This window comes from Planctobacterium sp. AWM4_229 (assembly GCF_056160305.1).
The window spans coordinates 147984-162825 of the sequence record NZ_JBSWWX010000008.1 but is presented as its reverse complement, the minus strand read 5'-3'; the positions used below and the strand labels follow the sequence as shown (position 1 = coordinate 162825).

General features: G+C 47.1%; 14 protein-coding genes. 3 read left to right on the top strand and 11 right to left on the bottom strand.

All coding sequences use genetic code 11. The features are described 5' to 3' along the window. Positions 1 to 20: 20 nt before the first annotated feature. The 10 genes from nirD to ACXAGP_RS18305 form a co-directional block, all read right to left on the bottom strand. Positions 21 to 350, bottom strand: coding sequence for a nitrite reductase small subunit NirD (gene nirD / locus ACXAGP_RS18350; protein ID WP_475263005.1), 330 nt, complete (start codon positions 348 to 350; stop codon positions 21 to 23). Between the two features lie 13 nt (positions 351 to 363). Further along, a complete protein-coding gene (nirB, locus tag ACXAGP_RS18345; RefSeq protein ID WP_475263004.1) occupies positions 364 to 2958 on the bottom strand; it encodes a nitrite reductase large subunit NirB in 2595 nt (864 codons plus the stop codon). Between the two features lie 14 nt (positions 2959 to 2972). Beyond that, positions 2973 to 3812, bottom strand: a complete 840-nt coding sequence (locus ACXAGP_RS18340; protein ID WP_475263003.1) for an ABC transporter ATP-binding protein — start codon at positions 3810 to 3812, stop codon at positions 2973 to 2975. A 27-nt stretch (positions 3813 to 3839) separates the two neighbouring features. Then, positions 3840 to 4835 (bottom strand): ABC transporter permease, encoded by a 996-nt coding sequence (locus tag ACXAGP_RS18335; RefSeq protein ID WP_475263002.1) that lies wholly within the window; start codon positions 4833 to 4835, stop codon positions 3840 to 3842. 136 nt (positions 4836 to 4971) lie between these two features. Beyond that, positions 4972 to 6300: a CmpA/NrtA family ABC transporter substrate-binding protein gene (locus ACXAGP_RS18330; protein ID WP_475263094.1), complete on the bottom strand. Its 1329-nt coding sequence runs from the start codon at positions 6298 to 6300 to the stop codon at positions 4972 to 4974. 360 nt (positions 6301 to 6660) lie between these two features. Continuing rightward, entirely contained in the window at positions 6661 to 7722 is a 1062-nt protein-coding gene (locus ACXAGP_RS18325; RefSeq protein ID WP_475263001.1) for a CmpA/NrtA family ABC transporter substrate-binding protein, read from the bottom strand. An 8-nt stretch (positions 7723 to 7730) separates the two neighbouring features. Next, positions 7731 to 8333 (bottom strand): ANTAR domain-containing response regulator, encoded by a 603-nt coding sequence (locus ACXAGP_RS18320; protein ID WP_475263000.1) that lies wholly within the window; start codon positions 8331 to 8333, stop codon positions 7731 to 7733. 181 nt (positions 8334 to 8514) lie between these two features. Further along, a complete protein-coding gene (gene mobA / locus ACXAGP_RS18315; protein WP_475262999.1) occupies positions 8515 to 9084 on the bottom strand; it encodes a molybdenum cofactor guanylyltransferase in 570 nt (189 codons plus the stop codon). 17 nt (positions 9085 to 9101) lie between these two features. Next, entirely contained in the window at positions 9102 to 9437 is a 336-nt protein-coding gene (locus ACXAGP_RS18310) for a GNAT family N-acetyltransferase (RefSeq protein ID WP_475262998.1), read from the bottom strand. Positions 9438 to 9722: 285 nt separating this feature from the next. Beyond that, positions 9723 to 10199 (bottom strand): hypothetical protein, encoded by a 477-nt coding sequence (locus ACXAGP_RS18305; RefSeq protein WP_475262997.1) that lies wholly within the window; start codon positions 10197 to 10199, stop codon positions 9723 to 9725. Between the two features lie 162 nt (positions 10200 to 10361). Here ACXAGP_RS18305 and ACXAGP_RS18300 point away from each other — a divergent pair, with 162 nt between their 5' ends. Genes ACXAGP_RS18300 through ACXAGP_RS18290 form a run of 3 tightly spaced genes read left to right on the top strand, consistent with a single transcriptional unit; the run spans position 10362 to position 12233 of the window. Continuing rightward, complete coding sequence (locus tag ACXAGP_RS18300) at positions 10362 to 11093, top strand: sulfite exporter TauE/SafE family protein (protein WP_475262996.1); 732 nt, start codon at positions 10362 to 10364, stop codon at positions 11091 to 11093. Between the two features lie 2 nt (positions 11094 to 11095). Next, positions 11096 to 11650, top strand: coding sequence for a nucleotidyltransferase family protein (locus ACXAGP_RS18295; protein WP_475262995.1), 555 nt, complete (start codon positions 11096 to 11098; stop codon positions 11648 to 11650). Next, positions 11643 to 12233 carry a YdcF family protein gene (locus tag ACXAGP_RS18290; protein ID WP_475262994.1) on the top strand — a complete coding sequence of 197 codons (591 nt, stop codon included), beginning with the start codon at positions 11643 to 11645 and terminating at the stop codon, positions 12231 to 12233. The genes ACXAGP_RS18295 and ACXAGP_RS18290 overlap by 8 nt, the downstream gene beginning before the upstream one ends. 343 nt (positions 12234 to 12576) lie before the next feature. Here ACXAGP_RS18290 and ACXAGP_RS18285 read toward each other — a convergent pair whose 3' ends face one another. Further along, entirely contained in the window at positions 12577 to 14487 is a 1911-nt protein-coding gene (locus ACXAGP_RS18285) for a M1 family metallopeptidase (RefSeq protein WP_475262993.1), read from the bottom strand. Between the last annotated feature and the right edge of the window lie 355 nt (positions 14488 to 14842).

Below are 14842 nucleotides of genomic sequence, written 5' to 3'. Positions count from 1 at the left end.
CTACGCTCGCTATTGCTGGGTTAGGCCTGAATTTCCAGTTGCTCGCCCACGACGCGCAATGAATAAACCGGGATCTGTTTACTCTCATCTTCCAGGCACTTGCCGGTTTTCAAAGAGTAATGTTGTTTGTACAAGGGCGATGCTACCACCAGTTCTTCTTGTAATGAGCCGAGAATACCGCGGCTCATGACATTAGCTTCGCCAATGGGATCCCAGTTCCCGGTAGCAAAGTACTGAGCTTCACCATCGATCTGGAATTTAAACAAGGCCACTTGTAAATCATTAACTTTGGCGCAAACCCCTGCGTTATCGATAAGATCGTTGAGGTGACATAAGGGTAACCAGTTCATCTTATTTCTCCTGTTACGCTGGGGTTTTATCAGTGGTTTCGACACTGACACTATCGGTGCTGGCGGCATCCAGCACCGCAATTTTTTGCTCCGTCCAATAGGCCTGTTTTTCGGCTTTAGTGGCTGGGCGAATTTGGGTGCGCTCTTGCACAAATACCACGTTGTCATCCTGGTCTGGACTGTTCACAAACTGTCGGAAGCGCCTCAACGCTTCGGGGTCTTCCACGGTGGTTTTCCACTCACACTGATAAGTGCCCACCACAGCGACCATCTGACTTTCAAGCTCTTGTGCGATGCCCAGGCTATCTTGGATAATCACCTGTTTCAGATAATCCAATCCGCCTTCCAGATTTTCCAGCCACACCGAGGTGCGCTGCAGGCGATCCGCAGTCTGACAATAAAACATCAAAAATCTGTCGATGTATTTCACCAGAGTTTCGGTATCCAGGTCGGTAGCAAACAAGTCAGCATGGCGAGGTTTCATGCCACCGTTGCCGCACACGTATAAATTCCAGCCGTTTTCGGTGGCAATAACCCCCACATCTTTGCTCTGTGCCTCAGCACATTCGCGGGTACAGCCTGACACGGCCATTTTGATTTTGTGGGGTGAGCGCAGTCCTTTGTAGCGATCTTCAATATTGATGGCGGTACCAACACTGTCCTGCACGCCGTAACGACACCAGGTACTGCCAACGCAAGATTTAACGGTGCGCAGAGATTTACCGTAGGCATGGCCGGTTTCAAACCCCGCGTCGATGAGCTTGCGCCAGATAACGGGCAACTCTTCCAGGCGTGCGCCAAATAAATCAATGCGCTGCCCACCGGTGATTTTGCAGTACAAGTTGAACTCTTTGGCGACTTCTCCTAAAACAATAAGCTTGTCCGGCGTCACTTCCCCACCTGCAATACGCGGCACAACCGAGTAGGTGCCATCTTTTTGCATATTGCCCAGATAACGGTCATTGGTATCTTGCAAACCAATGTGGGGCTTTTTCAATACGTAGTCGTTCCAGGCAGTGGCCAAAATTGACGCCACAGTGGGCTTACAAATGTCACAACCATGGCCTTTGCCATGTATCGCCAGCAAGTCATCAAAAGACTTTATTTGCTCCACCCGAATCATGTGGTAAAGCTCCTGACGACTGAAAGCGAAGTGCTCACAAACGTCTTTTTTGACCTCGACGCCTCGGGCTTCCAGTTCAGTCTCCACCACGTTCTTTAACAGTGCAGCACAACCACCACAACCGGTACTGGCTTTGGTGCAACTCTTGATGCTGCCGAGATCACAAGCACCTCCATCCATAGCACCGATAATGTCGCCTTTTGATACATTGTGGCAGGAGCACACGGTAGCGGTTTCGGGCAAGCTACCCGCACCAATGGCAGGTACCGCACCGTCTGAAACCGGTAAAATCAAGGACTCAGGTTGTTCTGGCAAGGTCATGCCATTGAGTGCAAATTGCAGCAAGGTGTCGTAGTCACTGGTATCACCCACCAGCACAGCGCCAAGCAAGGTTTCTTGTTTGGCATCCACCACAATTTTTTTGTAAATCTGCTGCGGTTGATTTTCAAAAATGTAAGTAAGGGCACCCGGTGTCCTGGCATGAGCATCGCCAATTGACCCAACCTCCACACCCAGGAGTTTAAGTTTGGTACTCATATCTGCACCAGTGAACGCCAAATCGCCTCCTGCGATATGACTTGCTGCTACTCGTGCCATTTGATAGCCGGGTGCCACTAAACCAAAGATAAAGTTGTTCCAAAGTGCGCATTCGCCGATGGCATAAATGTCAGTCTCAGACGTCTGGCATTGGTTGTTTACCACAATGCCGCCACGCGGACCGATTTCCAGCTCAAAACTGCGGGCTAAGGCATCTTGTGGGCGAATTCCCGCAGAGAAAAGCACCATGTCAGTGCCAAGTACAGCACCATCTTTAAAGCGCAGTTGATAGCGAGTATTGTCACCCGCTTCAATAATTTCGGTGGCTTTGCTGGTGTGTACTGTTACCCCAAGCTCTTCGATTTTTCGCTTGAGTAAAGCACCGCCGCCTTCGTCTAACTGCACCCCCATTAATTGCGGTGCAAATTCCACTACGTGGGTTTCAAGGCCCGCTTCTTTCAAAGCATTGGCCGCTTCCAACCCCAATAAACCACCGCCCACGACTACGCCTACTTTGCTTTGGCCGGCAGAGGATTGAATGGCTTCCAGGTCTTCAATGGTTCGGTATACCAGACAATGAGGCTGTTCGTGACCCGGGATTGGCGGCACAAAAGGAAACGAGCCCGTAGCCAGTACCAGCTTATCCCAGCTAAAACACTGTCCGGATTCAGTGGTGACGGTTTTAGCAGATTTATCAATTTCTACCACCTTGGCATTCACATGAAAATCAACGCCTAAGGATTGGTAATGGGCTTCGTCGGTCAGTGCTAGTTCCTTTGCACTTTTACCGCTGAAAAACTCAGAAAGATGCACGCGGTCGTAGGCAAGTCGTGGCTCACCACTTAATACCGTGATCCTGGCATAGGGTGATGCTTGCACCATTTGCTCCACAAAATGATGGCCTACCATGCCATTACCTACCACAACGATGTTTATATGTTCGCTCATAGTGGTTCTCCTGTTCACGCTGCGTCCGGTTTTTCAACCGGCTTTTGTTGGGATTTTTTGCTGGCGACAGGTTCTACTTTGCGCTGCTTTTCATATAAGAAGCTCAATACTTCATGGCGATAATGGTTGTATTGCTTGTCATCGGCGAGTGCGATGCGATTACGAGGTCGTTCCAGCGAAATGTCCAGTACTTCACCGATGGTGGCAGCAGGTCCGTTAGTCATCATGACAATGCGGTCGGATAACAACACAGCTTCGTCAACATCGTGAGTGATCATGATCACGGTATTGCCCAGCTCAGCGTGGATTTCCATCAACGAGTCTTGCAGGTGGGCACGGGTCAGTGCATCCAGTGCACCAAAGGGTTCATCCATCAGTAACACTTGTGGTTCCATCGATAGCGCCCGGGCAATCCCCACACGCTGTTTCATACCGCCGGAAATTTCCCCTGGTAACTTGTCCTTGGCATGGCTCATGTGTACCAGCTCAAGGTTGTGTAATATCCATTCCTGCTTTTCTTGCTTGTTCATGTGCTTGCAGGTTTGTTTCACCGCTAGCTCAACATTTTGGTAAGCCGTTAACCAGGGCAATAAGGAGTGATTCTGAAACACTACCGCTCGCTCGGGACCAGGTTCGGTGACTTCTTTGCCTTCTAAAATGGCGCCGCCAGTGGTGGCCTGATATAAGCCCGCCACAATATTCAATACCGTAGACTTACCACAACCAGAGTGACCTATCAGGGAGATGAACTCGCCTTTTTCAATGTTCAGATTGACATCCTCCAGCGCCACAAAAGGGCCTTTCGGGGTCGGAAATTCAATGCCCACCTGGGTCAGTTCTAAATGCTTTCTCATGTTATCTCTCCACTTTTTCAGGCAGGGTTATCGTAAATTTTGTGATTTGTCCCAGCTCACCTTGCGCTGCACCAGCAACATCAGGCGATCCAGGAAAAAGCCGATAGCGCCAATCACCAATACCGCCACCATAATGCGGGCCAGAGATTCCGAGCTGCCGTTTTGAAATTCGTCCCAAACGAATTTCCCTAGTCCCGGATTTTGCGCCAGCATTTCAGCAGCAATCAGCACCATCCAGCCAATGCCAAGCGATAAACGCAGTCCGGTGAAAATCATGGGAATGGATGAAGGCAATACGATTTTCAGCACATGAGACATGGCGCTGAGGCGCAATACTTTGCTGACGTTAACCAAATCTTCAGGAATGCTGGACACGCCCACAGCCGTGTTAATCAGAGTTGGCCACAAACAGCACAGGGCCACGGTAAATGCCGAGGTTAAAAAAGACTTGGAAAACATCGGGTCATCACTGACATACACCGCGCTCACCACCATTGTTACCAGCGGTAACCAGGCCAGTGGCGAAACTGGCTTAAACAGTTGAATGAGTGGGTTAATGGCCGCATAGGCCGACTTACTTAAGCCACATAAGATGCCCACAGGTACCGCAATTAAAGACGCGATTAAAAAGCCCACCGACACTGTGTATAGACTGGTCCAGATTTGCTGGAAAAAGGTGGGCGCACCGGTATAGGGACGGATCTTAGGTTGATAGCTCGGATCTGCCGCCATTCGCTTGGCATTGCGCTGCTCCTGGCGTTGGTAAAACGCCGCCGCTTTTTCTTGTTCAGCTTGGTGTTCGTTCCAGAGGTTGATGCTCTGCTCGTACACTTGCACAGGCCCCGGGAATTGTCCCAGCGAGGTATCAATATTCTTGGCGGTGATATTCCACATGACCAAAAAAATGGCCAGACCAATTAATGGCAACAATGCGCCTTTGAGTTTCAGCAGCCAGATGCTATTCACCAGCGGCTCAGGTAGTTTCAGGAATGTCACTTTTTGCAAGGTTGCCGTTTTACTCATGACAATACTCCGGGGTGTTGTTAATCATTGTTCAAAGACAGATTCCACTTCTGTCTGGTTCTAAAAAAGTACACGTCCTTGTGTGGATTGCTCCGCTTCAACTCACATGCTCATTTACAGAGACACGAAGCCGGGGTCAGAGGGTTTGCTCACCTTTAAGGCCAATGGAGAACTTCTCCAGATAGGCGTTCGGTGCTTTACCGTTGTAGGTGATGTTGTCAATAAAATGGGTTTGCGGTGCACGGAAGCCGTCTTCGCTAGAAAAATCCGGGAAACCGTCTGCGCTAGCTAGGCCTTCTTTGATCAGATCTTGTGCTGCCTGGGCATAGATGTCCGGGCGATAGACCTTCTCTGCGATATCGAAATACCATTCATCGGGCTTCTGCTCACTGATTTGGCCCCAACGGCGCATTTGTGTCAGATACCAGATAGCATCGGAATAGTAGGGATAAGTCGCGTTATAACGGAAAAAGACATTGAAGTCCGGAACCAGGCGCTTATCACCTTTTTCGTATTCAAAGGTGCCGGTCATGCTGTTAGCAATCACGTCTGCATCTGCGCCTACATATTGTGGCTTAGCCAGAATTTTTACCGCCTCAGGACGGTTCGCGTTGTCATTGGCATCCAACCACATCGCCGCGCGGATCAGCGCTTTAACTAAACGCTTGTGAGTGTTGGGATTTTTATCTGCCCACTCCTTACTGACACCGAACACTTTTTCCGGGTTGTCTTTCCAGATTTCATAGTCAGTGATCACCGGCACACCAATACCTTTAAACACCGCTTGTTGATTCCAGGGTTCGCCCACACAGTAACCATAGATGGTTCCCGCTTCCATTGTCGCAGGCATTTGCGGTGGTGGAGTGACTGATAACAGCGCCTGTGCATCGATCTGACCACTAATATCACCTTTATGGGGCGCATAGAAACCCGGATGAATGTTGCCAGCCGCTAACCAATAACGAAGCTCATAGTTGTGGGTAGACACCGGAAATACCATGCCCATGTTAAACGGCTTGCCTTGTGCGATATAGGAATCCACCACTGGCTTGAGGGCGTCAGCTTTAATAGGGTGCACCGGCTTGCCATTTTCGTGGGGGATGTGCTGTTTCATCTGTGCCCAGATATCGTTTGATACCGTGATACCGTTGCCGTTTAAGTCCATGCTGAAAGCAGTAACGATATGAGACTGAGTACCAAAACCAATTGTTGCACCCAGTGGTTGCCCGGCTAGCATATGAGCGCCATCCAGCTGCCCGTCGATCACTCTGTCTAACAGCACTTTCCAGTTGGCCTGTGCTTCCAGGGTAACGTACAAGCCTTCATCTTCGAAATAGCCTTTTTCGTAGGCAATGGCCAGTGGTGCCATATCGGTCAGCTTAATAAAACCCAGCTTAAGCTCTTCTTTTTCTGGCCAATCCCCATCTGCGAATACCGCAGTCGACAGCAATGTTATTGATGACATTGCCACGCACAGTGTGCGCTTAAAGTACTTTAACCAATGTGTGCTTAACATCATTTGTCCTCTTTTTAAAAAGCCAAAAAAAAGCCCACAGCGCAAGCTTCAAGATGAAGATTGTTCTGTGGGCTGCTTTGCCTGTTCGATGCGCTATCACACGTTGAAAGTGCATCGAAGTATGTTGTTTACGAGTTTATTATTATTCTTATCAGACTCTGATAGTTCCAACTTTCAGATTGCACACTTAGTGCCAACTTTAAAAAACCTTTATTTTCAGATAGTTAATGAGAACGTTACGACCGAGCGCCTCGGTTATGAGATCCTTTTTGTGCAATCAGGCACTACTGCGGTGCAAATTAATACCAATTAGTACACTTGAGAAACCACTTGCTGCACATCGATGCTTGCATCGAGATGCGCACAACGCTGCATCTGTTGTAACAACCATATCCCTTGCTCCTGCGCCATTTGATTTTGTTGTTGAGCTTGATGGAATATCGTATGTCCCGGTACTTCGCGCGGTACTGCGCCTTGCTGAGTCAAACAGCTATCAAGTAGCGCTGGAGCAATGTTTTCCAGTTCTGCACCCACATAGCCTGCTTCAGATAACCACCTTGCGGCTTCAAAGCGATTTGGCCCCCCGGTTAACCATTGGCAAGCTTGTCTTAGTGCACGAGTGACCGCTAACAGAGTTTGCGGATGTTGTAATTGCCAGTTACGCGTCACCCCCAAGACCTTTTCCGGGGTGTTATGCCAAATTTCTCGGGACGCAATGACGGTAACACCAATGCCCGCCCGCACTGCCACGGCATTCCAGGGACTGCCAACACAGAAGCCATCGATTTCATTATTGCCCATGGCCTGCACCATCCCGGAAGGCGGAATGATGCGAATATCAACATCTTCAAGCGAGATCCCGCCCTGATGTAACCAGGCAGCAAGTTGATAATAATGGCAACTATAGGGAAATACGGTAGCAAAACACAACTTATCAACGCCTGTCGATTTTCTGTGTTCCACAATGGGCTTTAACATACTCGCTGACATGGGCTCTGAGAGCACGGTTTGTGCTTGGGCACTGTTGGCCGCCAATACTTCAGAAAACAGTTGCGTTGACAGCGTAATACCATTGCCGTTATAGCTTAACACCATAGGCACCGACATCCCTTCTGCAACATTACCCAAGCCCAAATGGATTGCCAGCGGCATGGGTGCCAGCATCTGAGCCATATCCAGATAGCCAGCCAATAACTTATCTCGCAATGTTGCCCAGGAATTTTGCCGTTCCAATTTGACTATAAGCCCTTGCCGTTCAAACAGACCAAGCTTCTGAGCCACCACCAGCGGCGCGCAATCACTTAATGGCATAAATCCGATGGTAACTTCTGTTTTATCTGGCTGCGCCATTGTTATTTCTGCCTGTACCATAGTTTCGCCTACATTGAGAGAGTGGTAATAATATCGATCATGTTTTTTGCGACTTGCTCCATGCGTTGGCCATTATCCATGGCCATTTTACGGATCATTTGATAGGCCTCGTTTTCAGAGAGATTTCGGGTTTCCATCAACAAAACCTTGGCTCTTTCAATCACCTTACGAGAGGCGAGTTCTTGTTGTGTTTCGTGCAACTGATTGCGCAATGATTGCATTTGCTGAAAGCGCGCGACCGCAGCATCCAGGATAGAGCGCACGCGGCTAGTATTCACTTCACGGGTAACATAGGCACTGACTCCGCAATGCACAGATTGATTAATGGTATTGGTGTCTTCCTGTTCAGAAAACATCACGATGGGCTTGGGATTAAAGCTATTCAGGGTGTGCAAAGAATCCAGGATGTCGCGACTGGGCGATTCAATATCGATGATGATCACATCCGGTTGTAACGCATCCACCTGCTTTAGCAATGACACATCAGCACCAATCATGTGCTCCACCAGATATCGGGATTTGTCCAAGGCGGCAGATAGCGCCACAGCGCGCTGTGGATCATCATCAATGAGCAGTACCCGTAAAGGTTGGTGCGATTCAGATTCGGACATGACTTAAAAGAGACAAATGAACAATTGCAAACACATCAGGTGTTTGCTTAAGCAACTCCTGAGCCATTCATTTTTATCTATTCAATTCAGTTACTTAAAGTAAGTTCAGGTTCAATGGTATAGCAGCAAGCGCACAATTTTGGGGCATACATTCATAAAACAGGTACAAGATTGAGGAGCACTAGCCTTTTAATGTTTGCAAACACTCTAGCCATTGTGCTGGGTTATTGGCGTTGTGAAATGCGCTTTGATGCTCAAATTCAATAGCCTGTGCCTTAACTGCATGCACCACTTTCCAGATTGAGGGATTTTCACCTGATCGCAGCAACTCGGTAGTGAAGTTGAGAGCCTGCTGTGGCTGATAAATTAACAGGGGCAAACATTGCTCAGAAAAATAAACACTGGATTGTCGAATGCTAGCCTCTGCAACCATCAGCTTTAGCATTTCTGCCGTCATCAGGGGCATATCAACAGGCAAGATCAACAAGGGGTAATTAACACATCGCTTGAGAGACCCTTGTATTCCCGATACCGGCCCGCGTCCAGGGAAGTCCTCTTTAAAACCAGTTCCTTGAGGTGCATCGGCATGATTGATAAATACCTGCTCAGCGCCTATAGAAGATAACAACTGCGCGGCATTTTGCATCAGGGTGTTGCCGTTTGGGAAAGTGAGCAGCGCTTTATCCTGTCCCATACGAGAGGATCGCCCTCCGGCTAAAACCAAACCATTAAATTTGTGTTCTATTGTCATACTTGAGGATTCTCGTATTAATCAATAAATCGGTACATGCCCGCACCGGTATTCTCTCCCGGACGAGTTATATAACCATAGCGACGATTAAATCCCTCTTTGTCTTTGGCTGCCAACAATCCAATGGTACTACCATAACTCACTTGTCTATTTAACCAGGTTTCAACTTCAATCATAAGAGAATGACCTATTCCTTGCCCCTGCATATCAGGATGGACCATCACATCCTGAATGTAAAAATACATACAGCCATCACCAATTACTCTGGCAAAGCCCTGCAGTTGTCCGTCGACTCTGGCGCACACAACATAAAGTGAATTATTCAGCGCCTGGGTAGTCTGCAGTTCTGTCATACAGCGCCATCCCTGCGCTGCCCTCAAAGCATTAAATTCAGAGGGATTTGGTATTTTGAAATCTAGTTGGATGTTCTGACAATTAAAAAAACTCATAAGAATTGGCGATTACGTCAAAAACGTGGTTAAAAAATCATACAAGTTTAATCACTTTAAACACATGAAAAAACACGCAGACTGCGTGTTTTTTCATCGTTGTAAGGTTCCGTTAATTGGGGATGCTTTACCTGTAAATATTGTCGAAGTTTCTTGACCTCCCAAAAACAGAAGTAACAAGAACAATTTTTAGAAAGGAACACCATTATTAATGGTAAACATTCCTCTACCGTAAGCACTGCTTCCTACCCAGTTATTTTCGAAGGTGACGATTAATGCATGAGGTAAACAAGTTTGTGAATTCCAAGTTATTTCACCATGCCCATACTTACTACTACCGCGATTAGTTAAAACAAAATTTCCAGCGGCTTTTGGTAACAAAAGAGCAGGGGAATCTGTTGGTTCAACTGGAAAGTTGCTAATCAAAATGTTATCTCCACTTTCAGATTGTTCCGTGTAAAGCGAACCATCATTATTGAACAGGTTTACCGTGACATAAACATCTGCATCTGAAACATTGCTTACCCAGAACCGTGTTTGATTAGCAGAATTTTTAAACCAATGAGGGATCAGCGCTGTTCCGGAGCTATTACAGGTTTCGGCGTAGACTGCTTTAACGGAGAGTAAGGAACATAAAAGTAGTAGAATAAAAGTATTAATTTTCATAAGAAGTAATCCAAGCAAAAATTCAGGTAAATATAGCTACCTGATTTAATAAATACAACAACCACCTAATATTCCATCAATGATACTATTGGTGTATTCAAGAGATATAAAATCATATACTCCTGGTCAGCTTCATTTCACTATATTGGTAGCAAAAGTTCTATGTTTTCCGATCTTGATACAGCCTGGCTGATTTGCGCTCTGGTATTGTTTTTAGGCTGTACCATTCAAGCCGCGGTTGGATTTGGCATGGCAATTGTTGCTGCGCCAGTGATAGTTATTCTCAAACCTGAATGGGTGCCCTACATTTTGGCAGTCTCAGCCTTTGTTGTGAGCTTGAGCGGTGCCTGGCAACAACGAGCAGCTATCCAATGGCGAGCCATGGCTCCTGCTTTTATCACCCGCCTGCCCGGTACAATCGCGGGTACCTGGTTGCTATTAATCATGTCAGTTAGCGTTCTGCAAATGACTGTCGCTGCCATGGTACTGCTTACGGTTATTGTGTCGCTGTGGTTAAAACCCTTTCCCGCCAACGCCACCAATTTGGGCATTGCAGGATTTGTCTCGGGTATAACCGGCACCACCACCAGTATTGGAGGTCCGCCGATGGCATTGGTAATGCAACATGGCAGTGCGGTTAGCGCCCGTGCAAACTTATCCGTTTATTTTGTTTATAGTTGTGTGATCAGTCTCATAGGCTATCAACTGGCTGGGTTGTTAAACGCCTCCACCTTGCTGGTCAGTTTAACTATGGTGCCAATCTCCCTTCTGGGCTTTTGGGCTGGTAAACAATTACAACACCTTGTTGATAACCGCTTTCGACCTATTCTATTAACCGTATGTAGTCTTTCAGCGGGTTTTGCCCTTATTAACGCCTTAAGCAAACAATTCTGAGTATGACAGAGTTCGAAGCGCAGCAAAAAATTAGTGCATGGTTACAGGCTGATCACTTTCGCATGCAGGTACTTCACGCCGTTCGAGCACTGGCTTTGCCTGAGTGCTACGTGGCAGCGGGTTTTTTACGCAATTTGGTGTGGGATAAACTACATCACAAAGCGTCATCAGAACTTAATGATATTGACATACTGTACTTCAATGCCGAGCACTCAGATGATGAAAAGAACGCCGAACGCAATTTGCTGCAACAATTTCCAGCAGTTTCTTGGGATGTAAAGAACCAGGCCAGAATGCATTTAAAACATCAACATGCGCCCTACTCAGGCTGTGCGGAGGCGATGTCTTGTTGGCCAGAAAAAGAGACCGCCGTGGGTGTTAGATTGGACTCAAAACAGCAGTGTGAATTCATCGCACCATGGGGACTCTGCTTTTTATTTGATTGCTGTATAACATGGAACAACAAAAGACCCTTGTCGCTTTTTCAACAACGAGTGGAAAGCAAACAATGGCTGGCGCGCTGGCCGCGCCTGACTTTACGGATAGACAATGACTAAGATCACAACCTCTGGCGCATGTCACTTTCAGTGTGAGGCCGTTACTGTACTGTTGGGTTACAAGAATTCGCCTGAAGGGCAATTGCACCCCATCATGCAGCAACGCGCCCGTAAAGGGCTAGAAACCGCGCAAAAATTTGGGACACCGATAGTGTGTACTGGCGGCTGGGGTCCAAGGTTCAATCAACATGTCTTCCCGCATGCTCTGCATGTACAAAAATGGCTGCAATCCAATGGTGTGACACCAGAACAGTTTTTACCTTACGCCGCCAGCCGTAATACCTATGAAGATGGCAAACTCTGTGCCGATATCATGCGTTTATTTAAGGCAAAAACCGTCTATCTGGTGACGTCTGATTTTCACATACAGCGAGGGTATTTGTGGTTACGGCATTTTAGCCCTCAAGTCAGCCTGATTCCCGCTCCCTCTGAGACATCGGTTCCTGACAAGGAAATGCAACAGCTACTCGCTCATGAACAACAGGCTATTGCCCGGTTTTATCAGGATTTCCCCGAAACACCTCCAATCGATACTTTGTACAATTGGAGTGAGCTTTCATTAAAACAACAGCAAACCTCATGAGCAAACTGAAATTCGCTGTATTTGATCGTTTTTGCCGACCACATTTAGACGGATGGTTGGAACATGGAGGTTAAAACTAATAGTCGTGTCCAGCTGGTCTTTTTTTGCTCCCTGCCAAAAAGACATTCACGCCATCCATGGCGCTCAAGCAGAACCTACAGGTATGTTTAGGTTCGATTGTAGGTTCGCATTTATGCGGACAACGGTGGTTGATTCAATTTATGCTGTCCAGCTAAAGCAGGACCTACACTACAGGGATGCAGTGAATGCCGTTTATGTCGGGCACATTTAAACGGCCAATCGGACAAATCAGATTTAAATGTGCCTTCGAAATAATTGAAGGTTACTGCACGTAACCTTCGTTAGCACTAATGGTTAACGGGTGATAGCCCACTTTCGCTACATCAAAGGCTTTTTTAGCGAAGGCTTTACCCTCTGGTGTTTTAGACAGAGCCGCATAAAGTGGTTTTACCAACTTATTACGCCCTATTGTGGTGAGATAGTCATAGAGCCTGTCCCAAGCCACTTTGTATTCATTATTAATCGCGTGCAACAACCAGCTATGAGCAATTTCATTGTTTTGATGACCAGTAAAATTAAACACTGCATCCAACTCAGACATTTGCTCAACCGTCATGGTCTCAGGCAGATTATCAACAAAATACTTCCACTGATGATAGTTCCAGTTGGCCGTATCGATATCTGCGGCCTTCACCTCACCCGACAACCAGGCTTTATGAGCACTATCCACTACCGTAAAGGCATCTGAGCTGGCAGTTGGTGCCCCTGCTGGAATGCCCGGCTCAAAGATCCATTCCAGAATTCGGGTTTTGTCCAGCTGCTGTGGATATTGCGCTAACAAGGTTTCATCCAGATAAGCGATAAACTGTTCTGTGGTAATACTCTGAAATGCAAAGTGTTCGAAATAATTCAGTAAGAACTGGTCGAAATTATCGCGACCAATTTTGCCTTCCAGTTCGCGTAAAAACAGCGCACCTTTTTCGTACGGGATGTTGCTAAATACATCGTCAGCATCACGACCGCGCAAATCAATGGCCAGGATTTGATCTTTCTCTGGCAGTCCGGAAATATCGGCAGCGAGGTCTTGCGCCCCCAACACTAACTCCATGTTGTAGCGATCAGTGCCATAAATGAATTCCATAATGCGATAAGTCAGATAGGTGGTAAATCCCTCGTTTAACCACAAATCACGCCAGGTGGCATTGGTGATAGTGTTGCCTGACCAAGAGTGAGCCAGCTCGTGAGCAATCAACGCTACCAGCGACTTATCCCCAGCAATAACCGTTGGTGTGATAAATGAAAGGCGCGGGTTTTCCATACCACCAAACGGAAATGAAGGTGGCAATATCAGCAAGTCGTAACGACCCCAGCTATATTCCCCATAGCGCTTTTCGGTTTCGATCAGCATGTTTTCGGTGTCTTCAAACTCAGCAGCAGCACGATCTAACCAGCTGGCTTCCGCATAGACGCCAGTGCGCTCCCCCATGGCCTGAAATTCAAGATCTCCCACGGCCAACGCGATTAAATACGAGGGGATAGGTTGCGGCATATTAAACTCATACACACCGTCTCGCTCGGTATCGGGATCGTTCGCTGCACTCATCACCGCCAGTAATTCTTTCGGCGTTCTGATCACGGCATCATAGGTCACACGCGCTTTTGGCGTATCTTGTAAAGGAATAAAGCTACGCGCATGAATCGCTTGCGCCTGAGTAAATAAAAATGGCTGCTGTTTGCCTGCGGTTTGCTGTGGTGTTAACCACTGCACGCCAGACGCATCAGGCGAGGTTTCATAGGCTACTGTCACTTTATTTACATCTTTAGGCACACTGATCAAAAGCGGCGTGCCCAAATAAGGATCCTCTTCTAACAGGGAAAAAGCCACGGTTTTATCACCAGCTGTAACCGACTTTATAGTCAAATCACGGGTATCCAAAACTAACCTTTTAACATTGGCTTTTATCTTTTCTACTGTTAACTCCGCAGTGCCCGCTAATACCTTACGCTCAAAATCCACAGTCAAATCCAATGACACATGAGTCACTTTGATTTCATCCGGATTAGATAGCGAATGGTAATCTTTGCCCACTTGAATATCGGTTTTAGCGGATTTTTGTTGTTCCACTTTTGCTGTTTCAGAGGATTGCGTGGTCAACGTCTCTGAGTTTTCATTCTTACTGCAGCCAGTGAGCGCCAGCAGTACAACTAAAGAAGCAAGTATTTGTTTTCTCATTATTTATCCTTAAGTCAGGTGAGACTCAAAAAAATTCAGGCCCAATAGTGCGCCATTGCTGTTTTTTGCTCAATAAAAATTTAACTCATACCCAAGCTACCTCAAGATGCTTGCTTCAGAGCTATCACAGCGCTTTCAGTACAAGGCGCACTTGAGAAGGAATGTCGGCTACCTTTCAAACAAGTGCAACACAGTAATGGAAGCGCTGTGAAGCTCCCGAAGGGCGAGGCTTAAAAGAATTTATGATGTGTTAAATTGGTTCGACGTGAGAACAACCATGCATTCTCCAATTTGCCTTGCCTAAATCCTTTTATTCTCCCGCTGAAGTCGAGTATTTTGAGATAGTTTGGGTATT

Coding starts and splice junctions, on each gene's coding strand:
- nirD (WP_475263005.1), bottom strand. CDS start 350: ATGAACTGGTTACCCTTATGTCACCTCAACGATCTTATCGATAACGCA.
- nirB (WP_475263004.1), bottom strand. CDS start 2,958: ATGAGCGAACATATAAACATCGTTGTGGTAGGTAATGGCATGGTAGGC.
- ACXAGP_RS18340 (WP_475263003.1), bottom strand. CDS start 3,812: ATGAGAAAGCATTTAGAACTGACCCAGGTGGGCATTGAATTTCCGACC.
- ACXAGP_RS18335 (WP_475263002.1), bottom strand. CDS start 4,835: ATGAGTAAAACGGCAACCTTGCAAAAAGTGACATTCCTGAAACTACCT.
- ACXAGP_RS18330 (WP_475263094.1), bottom strand. CDS start 6,300: ATGTCATCAATAACATTGCTGTCGACTGCGGTATTCGCAGATGGGGAT.
- ACXAGP_RS18325 (WP_475263001.1), bottom strand. CDS start 7,722: ATGGTACAGGCAGAAATAACAATGGCGCAGCCAGATAAAACAGAAGTT.
- ACXAGP_RS18320 (WP_475263000.1), bottom strand. CDS start 8,333: ATGTCCGAATCTGAATCGCACCAACCTTTACGGGTACTGCTCATTGAT.
- mobA (WP_475262999.1), bottom strand. CDS start 9,084: ATGACAATAGAACACAAATTTAATGGTTTGGTTTTAGCCGGAGGGCGA.
- ACXAGP_RS18310 (WP_475262998.1), bottom strand. CDS start 9,437: ATGACAGAACTGCAGACTACCCAGGCGCTGAATAATTCACTTTATGTT.
- ACXAGP_RS18305 (WP_475262997.1), bottom strand. CDS start 10,199: ATGAAAATTAATACTTTTATTCTACTACTTTTATGTTCCTTACTCTCC.
- ACXAGP_RS18300 (WP_475262996.1), top strand. CDS start 10,362: ATGTTTTCCGATCTTGATACAGCCTGGCTGATTTGCGCTCTGGTATTG.
- ACXAGP_RS18295 (WP_475262995.1), top strand. CDS start 11,096: ATGACAGAGTTCGAAGCGCAGCAAAAAATTAGTGCATGGTTACAGGCT.
- ACXAGP_RS18290 (WP_475262994.1), top strand. CDS start 11,643: ATGACTAAGATCACAACCTCTGGCGCATGTCACTTTCAGTGTGAGGCC.
- ACXAGP_RS18285 (WP_475262993.1), bottom strand. CDS start 14,487: ATGAGAAAACAAATACTTGCTTCTTTAGTTGTACTGCTGGCGCTCACT.